Annotated in this window: 25 protein-coding genes; 17 read left to right on the top strand and 8 right to left on the bottom strand. The window is 64.1% G+C overall.

What is annotated here, in order from left to right:
• The first annotated feature begins 15 nt into the window (after positions 1-15).
• On the top strand, positions 16-471 hold the full coding sequence (locus tag JQ591_RS30595) for a MarR family winged helix-turn-helix transcriptional regulator (protein ID WP_007592445.1): 456 nt from the start codon (positions 16-18) through the stop codon (positions 469-471).
• 42 nt (positions 472-513) lie between these two features.
• Positions 514-903, top strand: a complete 390-nt coding sequence (locus JQ591_RS30590) for a hypothetical protein (RefSeq protein WP_211399696.1) — start codon at positions 514-516, stop codon at positions 901-903.
• A 5-nt stretch (positions 904-908) separates the two neighbouring features.
• Here the strand turns inward: JQ591_RS30590 and JQ591_RS30585 are convergent, their stop codons facing one another.
• From JQ591_RS30585 to JQ591_RS30580, 3 genes are all read right to left on the bottom strand, one after another.
• Complete coding sequence (locus tag JQ591_RS30585) at positions 909-1418, bottom strand: hypothetical protein (protein WP_249137914.1); 510 nt, start codon at positions 1416-1418, stop codon at positions 909-911.
• Positions 1358-1597, bottom strand: coding sequence for a hypothetical protein (locus tag JQ591_RS35505; RefSeq protein WP_249137913.1), 240 nt, complete (start codon positions 1595-1597; stop codon positions 1358-1360). Before JQ591_RS35505 ends, JQ591_RS30585 begins: the two co-directional genes overlap by 61 nt.
• Before the next feature lie 97 nt (positions 1598-1694).
• Positions 1695-2891, bottom strand: a complete 1197-nt coding sequence (locus tag JQ591_RS30580) for an amidohydrolase family protein (protein ID WP_211399695.1) — start codon at positions 2889-2891, stop codon at positions 1695-1697.
• Positions 2892-3047: 156 nt separating this feature from the next.
• Here JQ591_RS30580 and JQ591_RS30575 point away from each other — a divergent pair, with 156 nt between their 5' ends.
• The 4 genes from JQ591_RS30575 to JQ591_RS30560 all read left to right on the top strand — a co-directional run bounded on the left by JQ591_RS30575 (position 3048) and on the right by JQ591_RS30560 (position 5965).
• Positions 3048-3821 (top strand): ferredoxin--NADP reductase, encoded by a 774-nt coding sequence (locus JQ591_RS30575; protein WP_106943076.1) that lies wholly within the window; start codon positions 3048-3050, stop codon positions 3819-3821.
• 106 nt (positions 3822-3927) lie between these two features.
• Positions 3928-4254 (top strand): hypothetical protein, encoded by a 327-nt coding sequence (locus JQ591_RS30570; protein ID WP_211399694.1) that lies wholly within the window; start codon positions 3928-3930, stop codon positions 4252-4254.
• 105 nt (positions 4255-4359) lie between these two features.
• Positions 4360-5619 carry a cytochrome P450 gene (locus JQ591_RS30565; protein WP_211399693.1) on the top strand — a complete coding sequence of 420 codons (1260 nt, stop codon included), beginning with the start codon at positions 4360-4362 and terminating at the stop codon, positions 5617-5619.
• Positions 5620-5731: 112 nt separating this feature from the next.
• Positions 5732-5965 (top strand): hypothetical protein, encoded by a 234-nt coding sequence (locus JQ591_RS30560; RefSeq protein ID WP_211399692.1) that lies wholly within the window; start codon positions 5732-5734, stop codon positions 5963-5965.
• Between the two features lie 21 nt (positions 5966-5986).
• On the opposite strand, the gene JQ591_RS30555 is transcribed toward JQ591_RS30560, so the two are convergent.
• Positions 5987-7240 carry a DUF763 domain-containing protein gene (locus JQ591_RS30555; protein ID WP_211399691.1) on the bottom strand — a complete coding sequence of 418 codons (1254 nt, stop codon included), beginning with the start codon at positions 7238-7240 and terminating at the stop codon, positions 5987-5989.
• A 126-nt stretch (positions 7241-7366) separates the two neighbouring features.
• On the opposite strand from JQ591_RS30555, the gene JQ591_RS30550 reads away from it, so the two are divergent.
• Positions 7367-8515, top strand: a complete 1149-nt coding sequence (locus tag JQ591_RS30550) for a mechanosensitive ion channel family protein (RefSeq protein WP_211399690.1) — start codon at positions 7367-7369, stop codon at positions 8513-8515.
• A 1-nt stretch (position 8516) separates the two neighbouring features.
• On the opposite strand, the gene JQ591_RS30545 is transcribed toward JQ591_RS30550, so the two are convergent.
• Both JQ591_RS30545 and JQ591_RS30540 read right to left on the bottom strand, forming a co-directional pair.
• A complete protein-coding gene (locus JQ591_RS30545; RefSeq protein WP_211399689.1) occupies positions 8517-9320 on the bottom strand; it encodes an ABC transporter substrate-binding protein in 804 nt (267 codons plus the stop codon).
• 13 nt (positions 9321-9333) lie between these two features.
• Entirely contained in the window at positions 9334-10314 is a 981-nt protein-coding gene (locus JQ591_RS30540) for a tripartite tricarboxylate transporter substrate binding protein (RefSeq protein ID WP_211399688.1), read from the bottom strand.
• 116 nt (positions 10315-10430) lie between these two features.
• Here JQ591_RS30540 and JQ591_RS30535 point away from each other — a divergent pair, with 116 nt between their 5' ends.
• From JQ591_RS30535 to JQ591_RS30500, 8 genes are all read left to right on the top strand, one after another.
• Positions 10431-11141, top strand: coding sequence for a TetR/AcrR family transcriptional regulator (locus JQ591_RS30535; protein ID WP_211399687.1), 711 nt, complete (start codon positions 10431-10433; stop codon positions 11139-11141).
• Positions 11142-11214: 73 nt separating this feature from the next.
• On the top strand, positions 11215-12174 hold the full coding sequence (locus JQ591_RS30530; RefSeq protein WP_211399686.1) for an amidohydrolase family protein: 960 nt from the start codon (positions 11215-11217) through the stop codon (positions 12172-12174).
• A complete protein-coding gene (locus JQ591_RS30525) occupies positions 12174-13058 on the top strand; it encodes an amidohydrolase family protein (RefSeq protein WP_211399685.1) in 885 nt (294 codons plus the stop codon). The genes JQ591_RS30530 and JQ591_RS30525 overlap by 1 nt, the downstream gene beginning before the upstream one ends.
• The gene (dctA, locus tag JQ591_RS30520; protein ID WP_211399684.1) at positions 13055-14353 is read left to right on the top strand and encodes a C4-dicarboxylate transporter DctA; all 1299 of its coding nucleotides are present in this window, start codon (positions 13055-13057) and stop codon (positions 14351-14353) included. Before JQ591_RS30525 ends, dctA begins: the two co-directional genes overlap by 4 nt.
• 41 nt (positions 14354-14394) lie before the next feature.
• Entirely contained in the window at positions 14395-15108 is a 714-nt protein-coding gene (locus JQ591_RS30515) for a PIG-L deacetylase family protein (RefSeq protein WP_211399683.1), read from the top strand.
• Entirely contained in the window at positions 15105-15788 is a 684-nt protein-coding gene (locus tag JQ591_RS30510; RefSeq protein WP_211399682.1) for a 4-carboxy-4-hydroxy-2-oxoadipate aldolase/oxaloacetate decarboxylase, read from the top strand. Before JQ591_RS30515 ends, JQ591_RS30510 begins: the two co-directional genes overlap by 4 nt.
• Before the next feature lie 21 nt (positions 15789-15809).
• The gene (locus JQ591_RS30505) at positions 15810-16679 is read left to right on the top strand and encodes a hypothetical protein (protein WP_211399681.1); all 870 of its coding nucleotides are present in this window, start codon (positions 15810-15812) and stop codon (positions 16677-16679) included.
• Positions 16679-17602 carry a DUF1932 domain-containing protein gene (locus JQ591_RS30500; protein ID WP_211399680.1) on the top strand — a complete coding sequence of 308 codons (924 nt, stop codon included), beginning with the start codon at positions 16679-16681 and terminating at the stop codon, positions 17600-17602. The genes JQ591_RS30505 and JQ591_RS30500 overlap by 1 nt, the downstream gene beginning before the upstream one ends.
• A 12-nt stretch (positions 17603-17614) precedes the next feature.
• On the opposite strand, the gene JQ591_RS30495 is transcribed toward JQ591_RS30500, so the two are convergent.
• Together JQ591_RS30495 and JQ591_RS30490 are read right to left on the bottom strand one after the other, a co-directional pair.
• Complete coding sequence (locus tag JQ591_RS30495) at positions 17615-17926, bottom strand: hypothetical protein (RefSeq protein WP_211399679.1); 312 nt, start codon at positions 17924-17926, stop codon at positions 17615-17617.
• A gap of 213 nt (positions 17927-18139) precedes the next feature.
• Positions 18140-19381 (bottom strand): amidohydrolase family protein, encoded by a 1242-nt coding sequence (locus JQ591_RS30490; protein ID WP_211399678.1) that lies wholly within the window; start codon positions 19379-19381, stop codon positions 18140-18142.
• 143 nt (positions 19382-19524) lie between these two features.
• Here JQ591_RS30490 and JQ591_RS30485 point away from each other — a divergent pair, with 143 nt between their 5' ends.
• Positions 19525-19944 carry a nuclear transport factor 2 family protein gene (locus JQ591_RS30485; protein WP_211399677.1) on the top strand — a complete coding sequence of 140 codons (420 nt, stop codon included), beginning with the start codon at positions 19525-19527 and terminating at the stop codon, positions 19942-19944.
• Positions 19945-20122: 178 nt separating this feature from the next.
• The gene (locus JQ591_RS30480) at positions 20123-21031 is read left to right on the top strand and encodes an amino acid ABC transporter substrate-binding protein (protein ID WP_211399676.1); all 909 of its coding nucleotides are present in this window, start codon (positions 20123-20125) and stop codon (positions 21029-21031) included.
• Positions 21032-21051 lie beyond the last annotated feature (20 nt).

The raw sequence follows: 21051 nt of genomic DNA, 5'->3' as shown, positions 1-21051 counted from the left end.
GGGGGCGGGGAGCGGATGGCGAGAAGCGTCGCGGCGAAGAAAAGCGTCAAACCGGCAAAGCCTCCTTACGTACTCGACGAGCAGGTTGGCTTCATCCTTCGCCAGGTCTGGCAGCGCCACAGCGCGATCTTCTCTCGCGAGATCGGCACCAACATTACGCCGACGCAATGGGCGGCGCTGTCGAAGCTCGCCGAGGCCGGCCCATGCTCGCAGAACCAACTCGGGCGCCTGACGGCGATGGATGTGGCGACCATCAAGGGCGTGATCGATCGTTTGACGGCGCGCGGCCTCACCGAGACCAGCCAGGATCCCGAGGACGGACGGCGGCTTTTGGTCAGCCTGACGCGCGCGGGGCAGCAGCTGGCGGAAAAGGTCGCGCCGAATGCGCTCGCGATCACACGGGAGACGTTGGCGCCGCTCGAGGCAAAGGAGCGCGAGATGCTGATGGCGCTGTTGAACAAGCTACGGTGAAGCGCGACTAACCTCGGTGAAGGTCTTATCGAGGTTTTTGATATGAGAGCGGCGACCCGGTTTGCGATGGCTCTGAGTATGAGTGCGGTGCTGGCGGGCCAGTGTGCTCCCGCCCTGGCGGCGCCAGCCTATGAGGGGTTCTGGGCGTCAACCAGAAAGGATTGCCGCGACCAGGACAGTGCCAACCGCATGAGCATCGAGGGCGGCAACCGTCTCTATTGGTACGAGACCCGGTGCCGCGCCACTGAGATCATTGCCGACGGGAAGCTGAGCTGGAAAATGAAGCTCTCCTGCGAAGGCGAGGGCGACAAGTATCGCTCCAGTCCCCGGGTTTCCATTGCCGCGGATGGCAAGCTGGTGATGGACAACAGCCCGGTCGGCCAAGGGAAGCGCCAGACCTATGTGCGTTGCGAGATCGCCAAGCCGCGCTGATCCCCTTACGTCTTTCCCGGCCATTTCGCGCGGTAGCGGATTTCGCTGCCGTCGGCGAGCCGTCGCCACGTGCCGAACTCCGGCGTATGCGGAGCCCAGGCCGTCAATCCGATCGGATAGACTCGGCTGGGCTGTCCCTGGATGTTGACGGCGAGCTGCCGATGCGAGGTTCGGAACGCCAGTTCGACTTCGCCTGTGATAACGGGCTGATCGCCATCACTACGGAAGCCGGCTGGGTTCAATTCGCCCGGCATGGTGTTGAGGTCGGTCTGCAATCCGATGGTGATGCCTTGCGGTGATTTCGGCACCGTTGCGCCGGCCGGAAGGCGAACTTCGAACACGAGCAGGGGAGTGCTGCCGTTCCGGTTGAGCCAAGGCGTTGCGGTCGCATAGGCGTAGGCCATGTAGACGCCGATACCGGCGGCGCAGAGCAAGACGAGGATGCCGAGCGACTTCAGGCTGTTGCGCGCGACGCCGCATTGCCTGCGTCCTTGCCCGAACGCGTCACCAGCCAACTGGCGAGCATGGCGCCTGCGATCGCGCCGATGGGGGAGTAGAAGAACAGCCCCAGCAGACCCGATGTGATCGGGTCTGCGCGGTTGCCGAAATCGAGCAGGGAGAACAGCACAAAGGTCGCGACATAGCCCGCTGCCGCGCCAGCAACGCCGACTGCTATTCGCGATGAGTTTTTCATGTCTCCCTCGATGGTCCAGCAATGAACTGCCGCCGCCGAGGGCTGCCTGCGTTAGACGCCGCAGGCAGCAGACTTGTTCAAAGCCTGTAGAGCTGCGTCACTTCGCCATCACCTCCGGCACCCTGCCGGCGGGCGGGGTGTTGCGGCTGCGCTGGGTGCGCACGATGCCATCGATGATGGTCATGCCAATGCCCGGGAGGTCGCCGAGCTGGACGCTGTCCAAGATGTTCTTGCCGGCCGAGTGCTGCGCCTTGTCCATGATGACGAAGTCGGCGGAACGGCCTACTTCGATCAGTCCGCAATCCAATTCGCGCATCCGCGCCGTGTTGCCGGTGGCCAGGCAAAACGCGATCTCGGCCGGCAGGTCGCCAAGCGAGGACAGCATCGACACCATGCGCAGAATGCCGAGCGGCTGCACGCCGGAGCCGGCCGGCGCATCGGTGCCGAGGATGACGCGGTGCAGATCGCCCATCTCGCGCGCGATGCGCAACGTGAACAGCGCCGAGCGCTCATTGCCATTGTGCACGAGCTCGAGGCCGCGCTTGCAGCCCTCGCAGATGCAGCGGATCTGGTCGTCGGGGAGCGCCGTGTGGCCGCCATTGATGTGGCCAACCACATCGGTGTCAGCCTCCAGCACCACGTCTTTGTCGATCAATCCGGAGCCGGGGATCGAGGGCCCGCCGGTGTGAATCGTGCTCTGGATGCCGTATTTGCGGGCCCAGCCGACCATTTTTCGCGCGGTAGGGCCGTCCTTGACGCCGCCCAAGCCGACTTCGCCGAGCAGCTTGACGCCAGCTGCGGCCAATTCCTTGAAGTCCTCCTCGACCATCTCGCATTCGATCACGGGCGCGCCGGCGTGAACCTTCACGCCGCCGGGCCGCAGATTCCAGAATGCGCGCTGGGCGAAGACTGCCATCGCCTTCAACCCGACGACGTCGCGCGGGCGGCCGGGCATGTGCACTTCGCCGGCGGAGATCATGGTGGTGACGCCGCCATGCAAATTGCTGTCGATCCAGCCGATCTGGTTCTGGCGAGGCGTCCAGTCGCCCGCAACAGGGTGGACGTGGCTGTCGATCAGGCCGGGCGCCACCGTGGTGCCGTTGGCCTCGACGATGGTGGTCGCGCCTTCGGTGTTGAGGTCCTTGAAGCGGCCGATCGCGGTGATCTTGCCGTTCTCGGCGACGATGGTGTCGCCATCCAGGATCGGCTTTTCCAGCGCGCCGGACAGGATCAGGCCGATATTGCGGATCACGAGCTTCGAGGGTCCGGTGGCCTGGGGTGCGTCATGCGCCATGGAATGGGTCCTTATCCTTAACTGCAACGCTTCCGATCTTGGGCAGCCTTGACCGCGGGATCAAGCCGGATTATTCGTTTGTATACGAATGATCGTATACAAACGACGCATAGCTGACCGCCTCGGAACCGCACAGACGCGACACGGAAGGGTGAGATGAGCAATTTCAATCAGGAAGCCGTTTTGAGCGTCCATCACTGGACCGATACGCTGTTCTCTTTCAAGACCACCCGCAGCCCGACCTTCCGCTTCCGCAACGGCGAGTTCACCATGATCGGGCTCAAGGTCGGCGAGAAGCCGCTGCTGCGGGCCTACAGCGTCGCCAGCGCCAATTACGAGGACACGCTGGAGTTCTTCTCGATCAAGGTGCCGGACGGCCCGCTCACCTCACGGCTCCAGCATCTGAAGGAAGGCGACGAGATCATCGTCAGCCGCAAGGCCACCGGCACGCTGGTCATCGACAATCTGGAGGACGGACGTAACCTCTACCTGATCGGCACCGGTACGGGCCTTGCGCCGTTCCTGAGCGTGATCAAGGACCCCGAAACGTATGAGCGGTTCGAGAAGGTCGTGCTGCTGCACGGTTGCCGGCACGTGAAGGAGCTCGCCTATGGCGAGATGATCACCGAGACGCTGCCCAAGGACGAGCTGATCGGCGAGTACATCCGCAATCAGTTGATCTACTATCCGACCGTGACGCGCGATCCCTTCCGCAATCGCGGCCGCATCACCGACCTCATCACCTCGGGCAAGCTGTTTTCCGATATCGGCCTGCCGGCACTGGAAGCTGCCCACGACCGCGTCATGATCTGCGGCAGCCCGGCGCTGGTGGCGGATACCCGCGTGCTCCTTGGCGAGCGGGGTCTTGTCGAGGGTAATCACGGCGAGCCGGCCCAATTCGTGGTCGAAAAGGCCTTCGCCGAGCGCTAGGCCCGGAACTCCCGCGCAATAAGACCGTATTTTCGCCGCCGGGTGCCCGTTGCGGCGCCGATTCGGCACGCGATACACTGTGGGAGCGAATCAGCGGAGTTCCCACATGGTTGCGGACAGCGACAGCAACATCGCCTGGCACCGGGTTCAGTTGAAAAAGAACCGCGCCGAGTTGAAGGCGCGCGAGACCGCGCGCTTCACGATGGGCGAGATCGCATCTTCGAAGCGGAACGGCCAGACCCAGACGGCGATCGGGGAACTCAAGCGTAAGATCGCGCAGTCCGAGCGCGCCATCGCCGATCACGACAAGCGCACACGCCGTCCGCTCACCACCGACCTGCAAAGCCTCAGCAACGGCAGCTGGAGCAATTGGGACGCCTACACCAATCAGCAGCAGCGCAAGATCGGTCCGCGTTCGCCGGGGCGGGGATAGACTCGTCTCTCTACGCCTGTACCCGAAGCGAAGGTTCCGTACCCCTTGCGCTGGCGGCGTCGTGCACCATGTCGGTGAGAAACAGTCAACCGCTTCGGTGATCACATGGCACCACGCCTCGATTTCACCAGCGAGGCCTTCTTTCGCGATCCGCCCAGGGCGATCGCAACGTTGCGCATGTCCGGTCCTGTGGTCGCGGCGCGATTTCCTATCGTCGGCGATGTCTGGATCACCACGACCCACGAGGCCACGGCACACGTCCTGAAGGACGGCAGCAATTTCACGCTGCGCAAGGAGGATGGCGACGTCGCAGGCCTGCGCTGGTGGATGCCGAACTACGTCAGAACCATCGCCAACAACATGCTGACGATGGACGAGCCGGACCACACAAGGCTGCGTAGCATCGTGGACGAGGCCTTCCGCCGCCGCGCGATCGTCGCGATGGAGCCGCGCATCCGCGTCATCGCGGACGGTCTCGCCGAGGAGCTGTTCTTGGCAGGAAGCCCGGCCGATCTCGTCCAGCGCTATGCCCGCATCCTGCCGCTCGCGGTGATCTCCGAGCTGCTTGGGTTGCCGTTGGCCGATCGCCCTCGGTTCATCGCCTGGGCCAATACGATGTCCTCGCTCACGAACGTCGTCAGCTTCTTCCGCCTGCTGTTCGCGTTCCGCAAGATGCGAGCCTACCTCGAACGGCAGTTGCAGCTTGCGCGCGTGCGGGGCGGCGAGGGCCTGATCGCGGAGCTGGTCCAGGTCGAGCGAGAGGGCGGCCAGATTACGCCGGACGAAATGGTGTCGATGGTGTTCCTGCTGCTCGCTGCCGGCTCCGAGACCACGACGCATCTCATCAGCGGTTCTGTCTACGAGCTCCTCAGAAATCCCGGCGTCCGCGACTGGCTGGCGCAGGACTGGAGCCGCGTTGGGCTCGCGTTGGAGGAGTTCCTGCGCTTCGTGTCGCCGGTGCAGTTCTCCAAGCCGCGCTATGTGAGGCGGGATATCGAGCTCGCGGGCGTGCGTCTGAAGCAGGGCGATCGCGTCATGGTGATGCTCGCCGCCGCAAACATGGACCCGGCAGTCCACGACCTGCCTGAGCAGCTCGACCTCACGCGCAAGCCAAATCGCCACATGTCGTTCGGAACAGGAATTCATTTCTGCCTCGGCCACCAGCTCGCACGGATCGAGGCGAGTTGCGCATTGCAGGCGCTGTTTGCGCGATGGCCGAAACTCGAGCTCGCCGTCGACCCCGCGCAAATTCACTGGCGAAAGCGGCCGGGTATGCGTGCGATCGCGATATTGTCTGTCGTTGCCGCCGAGAACCGCCAGCCGAGCCGTGGTACGGCAGCCGCCGAACCGTTGCTGGCGGATTGACATCGCGCACGCGGTGCCCGGAGCAATCCGCGCGTATCATCTGCGTGAGATGCGAAACAATCTCCATTGCGCGGGCGTTGCCCCAATGCACGCAACAGCAAGGGAGCAGTCCATGCCCAACGGCGGCAAGACGCATATCGGATCCGGAACGCATGGCAAGGGCGCGGGGACGGGCGCACTCACGGACATCCCGAAAGACAAGGTCGGCGACAACATGATCCTGTCGAACCGCGACAAGGCGCAACATTCCGAGATTCGCGGCATGGATGGAAAGTTCATCCAGACGGAGCAGTACCAGGATCATTCGGCCAACCGGCTGCTCGACGACGAGGAGGCTGAAGACTAGGCAATAGTCCAAGCCACAGCTTCAGGAGCCGGTCGACTTCTTCGAAGCGATGAGATCGCGCTCCCAGCCGAACACGGAGCGGCCGTCGAGATCGGGCGAGGCCGCACGCTCTCCGGCGATATAGAACTCGACCGATGGCCCGCGCGCGGTGCGCTCCAGCCGTCGCGCCTGGTCGTCGAGGCGCTTGATCGCCTGCATCTCTTCCTCGCGCCCGAGCTTTGCGTGCTGAATCGCACCTTTCAGCACGCGAATGGTTTCGTCATAGACCTTGATCGGAACTGGGTAGGGATGCCGGTCCTTGCCGCCATGGGCGAGCGAGAAGCGAGCGGGATCGTTGAAACGATAGGGCGCGCCATGCACCACTTCGGCGACCATCGCCAGCGAGCGCACGGTACGCGCGCCGACGCCGGGCGTCAGCAGCAGGTCCGGAAAGTCGACCGGGCCGCGCTCGGCCGCGGCCGCGAGTGTGCCGTGCAGGCGGCGCGCGAACACGTCCTTGGGCCGGACGTCGTGATGCGCGGGCATGATCAGGTGCGGCAGCATCGCCTGCGCGGGCTCGGGCGCAGTCCCGGTGAGCCGCTCGAATTCGGAAAGGATGCGATCCGGGCCGAGATCGCTCAGAAGCTCGAGCTGCGCGGTGCGCGAGATAGCGGCACGATGGTCGGTGAGATTGACGATCTCGCCTTGCAGCGGCCCGTCGATCGCGCTGTGCGGCGTATCGACAAAACTCTTCAGCGCCTCGGAATGCCAGTGATAGCGGCGAGCCTGCCGCTTGTCGCCGTTCATGCCCTGCTGCACCACGGTCCATTTGGCGTCGGCCGTGACGAAGAAGCCGTGGAGGTAAAGGTCAAAGCCGTCCTGGACCGCGGCGCTGTCAACCTTCGCCACGAGGCGACTCGCACGCGTGAGCCTTGCGCCGTCGAAGCCGACGCGGTCGCCGAGCTGCATCAGTTCGTCCGGGGTCTTGCGCGAGTGCTGGCCACGCCCGCCGCAGACGTAGATTCCGAGCTCGTCCTGGAGCGGGCCCAGCCCCCGCTTCAGCGCGCCAATCACCGATGTCGTGATGCCGGAAGAGTGCCAGTCCATCCCCATCACGGCACCAAACGACTGGAACCAGAACGGATGCGAGAGGCGCTGGAGGAATGCGTCGCGGCCATAATGATGCACGATCGCCTGCGTGACGATCGCGCCCAGCGAAGCCATGCGGGTCGCGAGCCAGGGTGGAACCCGGCCGGTGTGAAGGGGGAGGTCGGCGCTGCCGGTCCGTCGAGTCATGATCGTCCACAGATAGCGCAATTCGACGACGGTTGCACCAGAGGGATGGTGCATTGCACTGAGCGGGGGGAGCGAAGCCGCTGTGAACGCGTTGAGCGCGGACGCCAATGCAACGCGGGGACACGGATGAATCTGCAAGCAATTATGGCCGACATCGACGAGATGCTCGGCTGGGTGCCTTCGTGGTTCGTCGGTCTCGGCCTGATCGCCGTCGCGATCCTGCTCGCATTGTTCCTGTATCGGGTCGCGGTATGGCTCCTCAACCGTGCCTTCGGAACCCGCCTCCCTCTGCTGGCTGTGTTCATCGAGCGTACGGCCGGTCCGGCTCGGCTGGCCCTGTGTCTTGCTGCGGTCGCACTGGTCCTGCCGCTTGCGCCGCTCGACGACACCATCCGCACGCCGCTGATGCGCGTGTTCGTCGTGGCCTTCATCGCCCTGATCGGCTGGATCTCGATCCGGATCGTGGACATGAGCGCGGCGCGCTATCTCCAGAATTTTCGCGACGTCACCGAGAATCTCGTTGCGCGCAAGCACGTCACGCAGGTCCGCGTCTTCAAGCGCGTCACGGACACCATCATCGTCATCATCACGGTCTCCACCGCGCTGATGACGTTCGACTCAGTGAAGCAATATGGCGTCAGCCTGTTCGCCTCGGCCGGCGCAGCCGGCATCATCGTTGGTCTTGCCGCCCGGCCGCTGCTGAGCAATCTGATCGCGGGTATGCAGATCGCGATCACCCAGCCGATCCGCATCGAGGATGCCGTGATCATCGAGAACGAGTGGGGCTGGGTCGAGGACATCGCCTCGACCTATGTGGTGATCCGGCTGTGGGACTGGCGCCGCATGGTGGTGCCGCTGTCCTATTTCATCGAAAAGCCATTCCAGAACTGGACCCGCGACACCGCGTCCCTGATCGGCGTGATCGCGCTCCACGTCGATTATCGCGCCGACGTGCCGCGGATCCGGCGCTGGTTGGAGGAGGCGGTGAAACAGTCCAAGCTTTGGGACGGCGCAGTGGTCAATCTCCAGGTGATCGACGCGGATTCGCGAACCATCGAGCTTCGCGCCCTCGTCAGCGCCAGGAATGCGCCGCAGTCCTGGGACCTGCGCTGCGAGATGAGAGAGAAGCTGATCGCCTTCATCCGTGACGAGATGCCGGAGGCCCTGCCGCGCGAGCGCGCGATCCTGATCCCGTCGGGAGGAGGCGACGATGATGCCGATTTCCTGCGGCGGCCGGCCGCGCCGGAAAAGATGCGGGCGAGCGCACGCAATTGACCTACTCGCGCGTCGCCTTGGTCGCGCCGCGCAAGCCGGCCTGCTGCCGGATCGTGTCCAGCGCGCCGGAGGACTGCTCCTCCGTCACGAAGCGGTTGAGCAGGGGGAGCGCGTCCTCGCGTCCTTTGGGGATCGCGATGGCCATGTGCTCCAGACCCCAATTGCCATCGAGGATCCGCGCGCCCGGCATCTGGTCGGACATCTCGAACAACGTCGGCTTGTTGGTAGCGTAGAGATCGATCTCGCCGCGGCCGAACATGCCGATGGCAACCTTGACGCTTTCGGCAGGAACGATGGTCGCATTCTTGAACTTCGCTGGCAGCGTGCGCTCCGAGGTCGAGCCTTTGGTGACGCCGATCTTCACGCCGGACTTGTCGATGTCCTCGACCTTGCCGATTGGCGAGTTGGCCGGCACCAAGAAGCCGAGCTCGATCGCCAGCACGGGCTGGCTGAAGCTGACCTCGCTGGCGCGAGCCGGCGTGGCATTGGTCACGGTGAAGTCGACCTGGCCGTGGTGGATCGCGGTGACGATGTCGGCGACGCGCTCAAACTTGACGTAATCGACGTTCACGGCGAGCCGTTTTGCAAGCTCGCCACCGAGATCGTAGGCGAGGCCGTGCGGCTTGCCGGCTGCATCTGTGACCATGGAGGTCGGGCTGCCCGGATAGATGCCCACGCGCAGAGTCCCGCCCGGTGCCAGGAGCTTTGCTTCACCATCGGCCTTCGCGAACGAACCGGAGAAGCCGACGGTGGCAATCGCGAGCAGGACGGCGAGCGCAGGGTGCCTCCAGGAAGATATCCTCATGAGATGATCCGCCTCACTGTGCGCGGATGTCGGCGGCCTTCAGCACCGGCTCCCATTTGGTCGCCTCGGCGTGCATGTAGGCGTCAAAATCCTTGGCGGAGGAACCGACTGGCGCGGCGCCGATCTTGCCGAGCGTCGACAGCACGTTCGGATCCTGCAACGCCGCCTTCAAATCGGTTTCGAGCTTCGCCACGATCTCCGGCGGCATTTTTGCCGGGCCCAGCACGCCCCACCAGACCGAGACGTCATAGCCGGGGACGCCGGACTCCGCGATGGTCGGAACGTTTGGCAGCGCCTTGGAGCGTTCGGCCGAGGTCACCGCGAGCGCGCGCACGGGGCCGCCTTCGAGCTGACTGATCGCCTCCGCAAGCGGGTTGATGCTGAGCGGGATGTCGCCGGCGATCACGGCGGTCAGCGCCGGCGCGCCGCCCTTGTAGGGGATCGCGACGATCTTGGTGCCGGACATGTATTTCAACAACTCACCGGCGAGATGCGCCGAGGTGCCGTTGCCGGACATGCCGTAGGAGAGCTTGTCAGGGTCCTTCTTCGCCGCAGCGAGGAGATCGCCGAGCGTCTTGTAGGGGCTGTCTTTGGCAACCACGATCGCGAGCGGCGAGGAGGCGACTTCGGTGATCGCGGTAAAGTCCTTGAACGTGTCGTAGGGTACGCTCGGATAGATGAACTGGTTCAGGGGATGACCGCTGGCGACCAGGATCAGCGTGTAGCCGTCGGGGGCGGCCTGCGTCAGTGCCTGCGAGGCGACGATGCCGCCGGCGCCGGGGCGGTTGTCGATCACCGGCTGCTGGCCCCAGGTCTTCGCCAATGCCTGCCCGAGCGTGCGCGCGAGCACGTCGACCGCGCCGCCGGCGGCGTAGGGCACCAGGATGTGAACCGGCTTGCTCGGATAGTTGTCGGCGGCCTGCGCGGCGCCGCCCGCAAGCAGCAGACCGGCACCTAGCATCAAGCCGCCGATCTTCTTGTTCAAACCCAGCATTTTCCGGCACTCCTTGCGGGCGTTTGCGCGCGGACCGTCGGTCTTGCGAGCCGTCCGGACGTCGCCCATGGTTTTTGTTGACGAGACCTGATCTTTTGTACGATAGTACAAATCACATGGTACGCAAGCCCACCAGCAAGGAAACGGCCCGCAAGCCGAACATGCGCGAGGCGATCCTCGCCGCGGCCGAGGAGCTGTTCGCCACCAACGGCTTCAACGCCGTGTCGGTGCGCGATATCGCACATGCCGCCGGCGCCAATCCCGGCAGCGTCACCTATCATTTCAAGACCAAGGACGGCCTGCTGCTGGAGATCTACCGGCGCCATTGCGGGCCAATGAATTTGCGCCGTTCCGAGCTGCTCGCGGCCGCCAAGCGCGTGCGCGATCTCCAGGATCGGCTCGAGGCAGTGGTGCGGGCCTATGTCGCGCCGGCCTTCACCTCGGGCAGTGATCTTGCCGGGGGCGGGGCGCGGTTCACGCGGCTGCGTGCGGTGATGTCTGCGGAGGGCAATGAGGTCGCGCGAAAAATCATCGCGCAGACTTTTGACGACACCAGCCACGCCTTCATCGACGCGATCCACGACAGCCTTCCGCACGTTCCGCGCACCGACATCGTCTGGCGCAGCCACTTCCTGCTTGGCGCGCTCTATTACTCCCTGGTGACGCCGGATCGCGTCTCGCGCCTGTCGCGCGGCGAGGCCGATGGTAGCGATGCCGCAAGCGCGATCGAGCAATTGGTGCAAGCCACCGTGGCCGCGTTCCAGGCGCCGGCGCTCGATCAGGCTGCGCCGGCACGGCGGCGGCCCGTCGTCAGCAGCAAGACTTGAAAGAAGCCGTCCGATAGGAGCGCGGCTTCGCGCTTCCGCTCGCAAGCGGACCAGTTGACGGGGTGTCGAGGACATGAACAGGCGGGAGTGCTTGCATCTCTTGAGCGGACTGGCCGGCGCGGCGCTCGCGAGCGAGACGCATGCGCAAGGGGCCGAGCAGAAGGCGATGCCGACGATCGCGCCGCCGGATCCAAATCCGAAGACGCCGTCGTTCAAGCTGCCGGCAAAATCCTGCGACAGCCATACCCATATATTCGGTCCGGCGTCCCGCTATCCGTTCTCGGAGAAGCGGCCGTACAACACGGCTGACGCGCCGCTGGAGGCGTTTCGCAGCGTGCACGAGAAGATCGGCGTCGAACGCTGCGTGATCGTGAATGCCACCGTGCACGGCACGGACAATCGCGTCGTCACCGACGCCATCGCCCAGAGCGAGGGCGCCTATAAGGGCATTGCCAACGTCAACGACGAGATGACCGAGAAGGAGCTGGCGGCGCTCGACAAGGGCGGCATCTGCGGCTGCCGCTTCGCCTTCCTCAAGCGCCTTGGCGGCGTCGGCGACATGACCAAGTTCCAGCGGATCGTGCATCGCGTCGCCGAGCTCGGCTGGCACATCGACGTCTATTTCGAGCCGGGCACGATCGCCGAATTCGCAGCCCTCTTCACCGCGCTGCCGACGCCTTACGTGATCGATCACATGGGAACGGTTCAGGCCGCGAAGGGGCTCGACGATGCCGGCTTCACCGCGCTGCTCGACCTCCAGAAGAAGGACGAGAAGTGCTGGGTCAAGATCACGGGCCTCGAGCGAGCATCCGCGGCCGGCAAGCCGTTCCACGACGCGGTGCCGTTCGCAAAGGCGCTGATCGACAATGCGCCCGATCGAGTCATCTGGGGCACCGACTGGCCGCACCCCAACGTCAAGATCATGCCGAATGACGGCGATCTCGTCGACCTGATCCCCCTCTACGCGCCTGATGAGAAGGTCCGGCAAAAACTGCTGGTCGACAATCCGGCCCGCCTGTTCAAGTTCACCTGATGAGCATGATGTACACGCCGACCATTCCGCCGCCCGATCCGGACACGCGTACGCCGAAGTTCAAGCTGCCGAAGCTGTCTTGCGATGCGCATTGCCACATCTTCGGGCCCGGCGCGAAATACCCTTACGCGCCGGACCGGTCCTACACGCCGCCCGACGCGCCGCTGGAGGATTTCCGTGCGCTGCACGCCAAGCTCGGGGTGGAGCGGGCGGTCATCGTCAATGCCAGCGTCCATGGCACCGACAACACGGTGGCGCTCGATGCCATCGCGCAAAGCAATGGTGCCTATCGCGCAGTCGCCAATATCGACGACACCATCACCGAGCGCGGGCTTCGCGTGCTGCACGAGGGCGGCTTCCGCGGCTGCCGCTTCAATTTCGTTCGCCATCTCGGCGGCGTTCCCGACAAGAGCATGTTCAATCGGGTCATCGCGATGGTCGCGCCGCTCGGCTGGCACATCGACCTGCATTTCGACGCGATCGACCTGCCCGAATATGCCGACATGCTGGCAAAGCTGCCGCTGAGCTACACGATCGACCATATGGGACGTGTGAAGGCGTCCGAAGGGCTCGATCAGCTTCCGTTCAAGATCCTGATCGAGCTCATGCAGCGCGACGAGAAGTGCTGGGTCAAGATCTGCGGCTCGGAGCGGGTGTCGTCGGCCGGTCCGCCGTTCATCGACGCCGTGCCGTTCGCGCGAAGGATCGTCGAGACCGCGCCCGACCGGGTCATCTGGGGCACCGATTGGCCGCATCCCAACGTCAAGGCGATGCCGAATGACGGCGATCTCGTCGACCTGATCCCGCTGTTCGCGCCGGAGCCGGAGTATCAGCAGAAGATCCTCGTCGATAATCCTGCGCGCCTGTTCGAGTTCGACCAATGACGGCGCTTGCGATCGACAAGCCGCGCGGCCGCGCCTGGTGGAAGGAGCTCTGGATCCAGGTGCTCATCGCCATGGCTGCCGGCATCGCGCTTGGGATCGTCAATCCCGAGGCGGGCGCCAAGATGCAGCCGCTTGGGGACGCCTTCATCAAGGCGATCCGGATGCTGATCGCGCCGATCATCTTCTGCACGGTCGTCCATGGCATCGCGCATATGGCCGACATGGCCCGTGTCGGGCGCGTCGCCGTCAAGGCGATCGTCTATTTCGAAATCATGACAACGATCGCGCTGATCATCGGTCTCGTTGCGGTGAACTTGCTCAAGCCCGGCGTCGGCATGAACATCGATCCCGCCAGCATCAATGCCAGCGCGATCGAGCCCTATGTCAAGCAGACCGGCGTGATCGGGTTCGTGCCGTTCCTGATGAACATCGTGCCCGCGACGTTCATCGGCGCCTTTGCCGAGGGCAACATCCTCCAGGTGTTGTTCATCTCGGTGCTATCAGGTTTTGCGCTGGTGCAGCTCGGTGAGCGGGCTGCGCCGCTGGTCAATCTCATCGACATCGCCGCCAAGATGGTGTTCGCCGTCGTCGGCTTCGTGATGTGGGCGGCGCCGATCGGCGCCTTCGGCGCCATCGCCTTTACGGTCGGCAAGTTCGGCGTCGGCTCGCTGGCCTCGCTCGGCAAGCTTCTCGGCGGCTTCTATCTCACCTGCGTGATCTTCATCATCGTGGCGCTCGGCCCGGTCGCGCGGCTGTGTGGCTTCTCGCTGCTCAAGCTGATCCGCTACATCTGGGAAGAGTTGCTGATCTGCATCGCCACGACATCGTCCGAGACGGTGCTGCCGCGGATGCTGACCAAGCTGGAGAAGGCCGGCTGCGAGAAGAGCGTCGTTGGGCTGGTGATCCCGACCGGCTATTCCTTCAATCTCGACGGCACCTGCCTCTACCTTGCCGCCGCCTCGGTGTTCCTGGCGCAGGCGACCAACACGCCGCTCGGGCTCGCCGAGCAGATCGAGCTGCTTTTGATCCTGCTCGTGACCTCCAAGGGTGCGGCGGGTATCGCGGGCGCCGCCTTTGTCGTGCTGGCGGCAACGCTGTCCGCCACCGGCAGCATTCCGGTGACGAGCGTGGCGCTCGTGCTCGGCATCCACCGCCTGATGTCGCAGGGGCTGACGCCGACCAATCTGATCGGGAACGCGGTCGCGACCATCGCGATTGCCAAATGGGAAGGCGCGCTCGATGGCGACCGCCTGAAGCGCGTGCTCGACGGCGAGGAACCCGCCGCCGCGGCTTGATGAACTTATGACGCTTACGAACAAAGAGGGGAGTTTGTCCCATGAAAACAGGTCTCGTGGTCACCGCCCATCCGGGCGACTTCGTCTGGCGCGCCGGCGGCGCCATCGCGCTGCATGCGAAGAAGGGCTTTCGCATGAAGATCGTCTGCATGTCCTTCGGCGAGCGCGGCGAGAGCCAGTTCGCCTGGAAGGAAAAGGGCGCGACGCTGGAATCGGTCAAGGCCGGCCGCAAGGATGAGGCGGAGCGTGCCGCAAAGCTGCTCGGTGCCGAGATCGAGTTCTTCGACTGCGGCGACTATCCGCTGAAGCTGACCGAGGCGCATTTCGACCGGATGGTCGACATCTACCGCGAGCTGAACCCGAGCTTCGTGCTGACGCACGCGCTGGAAGACCCTTATAATTTCGACCATCCGAACGCGTCGCATTTCGCGCAGGAGACACGCGTGGTCGCGCAGGCCATGGGCCACAAGCCCGGCGCGCAGTACCAATATTCGGCGCCGCCGGTGTTCCTGTTCGAGCCACACCAGCCCGAGCAGTGCAATTACAAGCCGGATGTGCTGCTCAAGATCGACGAGGTCTGGAAGGAGAAGTACGAGGCGTTCCAGATCCTCGCCGCGCAAAAGCATCTCTGGGGCTATTACGAGCGCGTCGCGCTCAACCGCGGCATCCAGGGCAGCCGCAACACCGGCGTGCCCATGACTTATGGCGAGGCCTATCAGCGGCTGTTCCCGACGGTCGCGGAGGTGCTGGCATGAAGCCGGTCGTCGTTCGCAACATCAAGCGCGCCGATCCCGCCGGAATGGCGGAGTACGGCGTCTCGACCGTGCACGAGGCTTATGGCCGCATCGGCCTGATGAAGCCTTATCTGCGGCCGGTGTGGCCGGGCGCGGCGATCGCCGGTCCCGCCGTCACCGTGCTGGCGCAGCCCGGCGACAATTGGATGATCCATGTCGCGGTCGAGCAGTGCAAAAAGGGCGACGTTCTCGTCGTCGGCTGTACCACTGACAATACCGACGGCATGTTCGGCGAGCTGCTTGCGACCTCGCTGCAAGCACGCGGCGTGCGGGGGCTGATTATCGATGCCGGCTGCCGCGACGTCAGAGCGCTGCACGCGATGAACTTTCCGGTGTGGTCGCGCGCGGTCTCGGCCAAGGGCACGGTCAAGGCGACGCTCGGCTCGGTCAATGTCCCCGTGGTCTGCGCCGGCGTCAACGTCGATCCCGGCGACATCATCGTGGCCGATGACGACGGCGTCGTGGTAGTGTCGAAGCGCTACGCGGCCGAGGTCGCCGAGAAGGCGAAGAAGCGCAACGCGGACGAAGGCGGCAAGCGCAAGCGGCTGGCTTCGGGCGAGCTGGGCCTCGACATGTACAGCATGCGCGAGGCCTTGGCGAAGGCCGGGCTGGTCTATGTCGACAATCCCGAGGATGTCTAAAGCAATCAGCGGAGTGGGCCGATGGATCGTCTCGAGCTGAAGGCCGTGCTCGGCAGTCACCCCCATGTCCAGGCGGTCAAGAGCGGTGAGCTCCGCTCCGACCTGTTTGATCTCGATTTCATCGAGTACACGCCGACCAATACGGCGTTCAAGCCGATGGTGCGCGAGCAGGCCTTCGACGTCTGCGAGATGGCGATCGTCACCTATCTGATGGCGAAGGCGCATGGCAAGCCGCTGGTGCTGCTACCTGCCACCATGCTCGGCCGCTTCCAGCATTCCTACGCGCTCTATAATCCTGCGCATGGCACGCTCGGGCCGTCCAATCTCGAAGGCAAGCGCGTCGGCATCCGCTCGTTCACGACCACGACCGGCGCCTGGATCAGGGGCATCCTCGCCAACGACTACGGCGTCAACCTCGACAGGATCCGCTGGATCACGTTCGAGGACCCGCATGTGGCCGAATATGTCGACACCACCGAGCGCGCGCCGAAGGACAAGAAGGTTTTGCAGATGCTGATCGATGGCGAGCTCGACGCGGTCCTCGGTGAGACCTCGAACGATCCGAAGCTGAAGACGCTCTTCTCCGATCCGGCCGCGGAAGCCGCCAAATGGTACGCCCGTCGCGGCGTCGTGCCGGTCAACCATCTCGTGGTCGTGACCGAGAAGCTCGCGAAATCGCGCCCCGATGTGGTTGCGGGCGTTTATGATCTGCTCAAGCGGAACAAGGCGCAGGCGGGACCGGCGGCAACGCCCGATCTCGTGCCGTTCGGGATCGAGGCGAACAAAAAGCCGCTGGAGCTGATCGTCGACTATGCGTTCCAGCAGGCGCTGATTCCACGCCGCTATGCGGTCGAGGAGCTGTTCGACGAGACGACGCGAGGACTGAACTGATGGCGGGTGATCCGAGGCGATGGCAGGTCGGGCTGGTCGGTTACGGCGAGGTCGGAAGGATCCTGGCCGAGGATTTGCGCCAGCAGGACATCAAGGTCTCTGCCTATGACATCAAGCTCGGAGGCGAGCAGGGCGGTTCGCTGAAGGAGCATGCTGAGAAATTCGGTGTCGGGCTCGCAGCCTCGCACGCCGAACTGACAGCCAAATCCGATTTCATCATCTCCGCGGTCACCGCGAGCCAGGCCGTGCCGGTGGCAAAGGCCTGCGCGGCCGCGATCAATCAGGGCACCTGGTTCCTGGATTTCAATTCGGCGTCTCCCGGCGCCAAGCAGCGCGCCGCCGCGCTGATCGATGGCGCCGCCGGACGCTATGTCGAGGGCGCGGTTATGACGTCGGTGCCGCCTTATCGCATCAAGGTGCCGCTGCTGCTCGGTGGTCCAGGCGCCAAGGAGCTGGAGCCGCTTTTGAACGCGATCGGTTTTGCGGCCAAGGTTGCGAGCGACAAACTCGGTGTTTCATCTGCGGTGAAGATGTGCCGCAGCATCATGATCAAGGGCCTGGAGGCGATGGTCATCGAAAGCTTCACCACCGCGCGCGCCTATGGCGTCGAGGATGCGGTGCTGGCTTCACTGGCGGAGACCTTTCCCACGATCAACTGGGAGAAGCAGGGTGCTTATTTCTTCCAGCGCGTGATCGAGCATGGCCGCCGCCGCGCCGAGGAAGTGCGCGAGGTCGCCGAGACCGTGCGTGAAGCGGGGCTGACGCCGTGGTCCGCGCAGGGCACCGCCGAGCGGCAGGCCTGGGTGGCGGACCTCGCCGATGAGGGCCTGTTCGGAACGAAGGGGACCAAGGAGTTCGCCCGCAGCGCCGACTGGCGCACCGAGGCGGACCGAATTCTGGCGAAGATCAGTCGCGAGAAATAAAGCGGCTCCTGCTCAGGACCTTGTCGTGCGACAGCCAGTGAGCTCGTCGCGCGCGCGTTCGATCAGCGTCATGAGGTCGTCGGCCTTGCGGGCCAGCCGATCGCTCGCGGCTTCGGTACGGAATTCTGCGCGGATCGATCGGATACATTTGTCGGCGGTATCGAGCGTCAGGAGCATGCGCGTCAGGTCATCCTGTGTCTGGACGCCCGCCAGATCGAGGTCCGACAGGACGTGCCCGATGCCGTCGAGCCGCTTCGCGGCGGCCTCGCTGGGTGTTCTGGCTCGAATGGAATGGTAGTCGATGCCGCTGAATGCGCTGAACATGTCGATGCTTCCCCGTTGAATGCAGACATCAGTGCAGGTCGTACTATGACCGGCACCGCGGGACTTGCAATGCGCGCAGCTATCGAGAATCAGCAGGAATCTACTATCCGGGAATCTACCGGATTCGGAATTGTGGAATGATGGGCGGTAACATCGAACGGAAGCTGCGCGGCAATCAGCCGCCCTTCAATGCAGATATGCATGGAGAGCAGATCAGGAGCCGGGGCCAAATAGAGTGGGCCGTTGCCTCGCAAAAGTCTGCCGGCCGCTCTTGAAGCCCATCACAATATCCGGCAGCTCGGCGATGGCGAAGCGGCTGTCCTGCGTATCGAGCACGACGAGATCGGCGGGGTTTCCGACCTTGATGCCGTAATCCCCGAGGTTCATCAGTCGTGCCGGCAGCTCGGTCACGAGATCAAGACAGGTCTCGAAGTCGTTGACCGAGGCATGCGCGACGTTGGCGTAGAAATTCGCCATTCGCAGCAGCGAGGCATCGCCGAACGGCGTGAAGGGATTGAGCACGTTGTTGGTCGCGACCGAGCACACCACGCCTTCGCCGGCGAGCTTGTGGGCGAGCGTCAGCCCGCGTGGCGCATTGTGGGTCGCCTCGCGCCCCATCAGATAGAGATCGGTTGCCGGCAACACGGTGACCGCAACGCCGGCCTTCACCAATTGCGCGGTGGCGGCCCTCAGCCGTTCCGGTGGCAGTGCGGAGAGTTTCGTCGCATGGCCGATTGCCACGCGCCCTCCGTAGTTGCGCCGTTCGGTCTGCCGACAGACTTCGTCGAGGTGCCACCAGGAGGGATCGAGATCGAAATCAAGATGGAGGTCGACGTCCACGTCGAATTCCTGTGCGAGGTCGAAGATGCGTGCGAGATGGGCGTTGGGATCGGTGTCCGTGTAGGGACAGCCACCGATCACCTTGCCGCCGTCGCGCAGCGCCTGGATCAGCAGCTCCTCGCTGCCGGGATCGTTGGTGAGGCCTTCCTGCGGAAAGACGCAGAGCGACAGGTCGATCGCCCAGGCATAGTCACGCTTCAGCGCCTTCACCGCTTCGAAGCCGCGCAAGCCGATGCGCGGATCGATCTCGACGTGGGTTCGCATCCGCGTGGTGCCGTGGACGATGGCACGTTCGAGCACCCGGGCGCCGCGCGCGTAGACGTCCTCGACCGTGAAATCCTTCTTCATCCCGGCGACGGCGCGGATCGCGTCGGAGACGCTGCCGTAATCGTGCCCGCAGCGGCCGAGCAGGCAGGCCTTGTCGAGATGGATGTGGCTGTCGACGAAGCCGGGCAGGACGAGGCGCCCGCCGACATCGACTTCGACGGCCTCGCAGGCGAGCGTCGGTTCGATGGCGGTGATCCGGCCGCGCGTTACACCGATATCCATTGGGCCGGCGGCACCGCGCAACACGGCATTGCGAAAAATCAGGTCAAAGGCGGATTGCGTGGTCATGGCTCTTGCGGAAGGAATTTAATGCAGTCAGCCGCGGTTGGCGGCTCCAGATTGTCGGCAGTGTAGCGGCGGAAATGTTCAAAATATATGCACGTATTCCCCGAGAGCGGCGTTAGTATTCCGCAAACCCGGGAGAATAAGCCATGTCCGTTGCCGCAAGAGCCGAAACCGGTTCGTCGTCCGACGCCGAGATCGTGGAAGCCTATCTCACGGCTTCGATGATCCCCGATCCTGACGCCGCGGCTGCCTACATGGCGCCGGGCACGGTGATCACCTTTACCGGTGGGCGCGAGTTCGATCATCCGCGCGGCCCGACCGCTTTCAACGCCAATCGCTACCGCTGGGTCAAGAAGAAGATGGACCGGTTCGACGTCTGCCCCGGCGACGGCGAAACTGTGGTCTATAGTGTGGGCACGCTCTACGGCGAATGGAAGGATGGGACCCCGTTCGAGGGCAACCGTTACGTCGACCGCTTCGTGGTGCGGAATGGCCAGATCACCAAGATGGACGTCTGGAACGACAGCGCCGAGCGCATCCTGGTCCAGCGCGGTATCGACGCGTAACAGCCATCCCGGCGCTTGAGCCGCCCCGATTCCATGGAGACAAACGGCCGGTCGCCATATCGCAAGCCGCGATAGCTGATAGATGCAAGCTCGTCTGGCGGCTGCCGCGCGCCTGCGCTATCAACGGTGCGATTGCTGCGCCCGGCATGGAGGCGCAAGCCTCCTTGAGGAGTCCCCGATGCGTTTCCCCACTGTTGTCCTGGCCCTCACATGCCTTGCAACTGCTGCCTCCGCCGAAGACCTGTCGGGTACGCTTCAGAAGGTGAAGGAGACGAAGAAGATCACGCTGGGCTATCAGGAGGCCTCGGTTCCATTCAGCTATCTCGATGGCAACCAGAAGCCGGTGGGCTTTGCCATGGATATCTGCCTTAGAATCGTGGATGCGGTGAAGAAGCAACTCGGCATGCCCGACATCGCCGTCGACACGCTCGCCGTGACGTCGTCGAACCGGATTCCGCTGATGGTCAACGGGACGCTCGACCTGCATTGCTCGGCGACCACCAACAATGCCGATCGCCAGAAGCAGGTCGCCTTCACCAACACGCACTTCCTCAGCGCAACGCGATTTGCGGCCAAGAAAGCCGCAAAGATCAACACCATCGACGATCTCAAGGGCAAAGCGGTGACGGCGGTGGCCGGCTCCGTCAACCTGACGCAGCTCGCCAAGGTCAACACGGAGCGCAATCTCGGCATCAATGTGATGCCGGCCAAGGACCAGGCCGAAGCCTTCCTGTTGCTGGAAACCGACCGCGCGCAGGCCTACGCGCTCGACGACGTGCAGCTCGCGGTTGCGATTGCGCGCTCGAAGGAGCCGCAGCTCTTCATGATCAGCGAAGAAACGTTCTCGAAGCCCGAGCCTTACGGGATCATGCTGCGGCGGGAGGACGCGTCCTTCAAGGCGCTCGCCGACCGCGCGACCGCGGAGCTATACGCGAGCCAGGAGATCGAGGTCCTCTACAAGAAGTGGCTGGAATCGCCGACGCCGCCGAGCGGCCTCAACTACAACGTCCCGATGTCGGGCGCCTTGCGCAACGCCTTCAAGAAGCCGAGCTCGAGCGCAGATCCTGACGTCTACGTGGTGAACTGAGGCGAGGGACGAAGAGCGCC

The sequence above is a fragment of the Bradyrhizobium canariense genome, assembly GCF_018130465.1.
Taxonomy (GTDB): Bacteria; Pseudomonadota; Alphaproteobacteria; order Rhizobiales; family Xanthobacteraceae; genus Bradyrhizobium; species Bradyrhizobium canariense_C.
The sequence above is the reverse complement of the archived record's forward strand: the minus strand, read 5'-3'. Positions and strand labels throughout refer to the sequence as shown.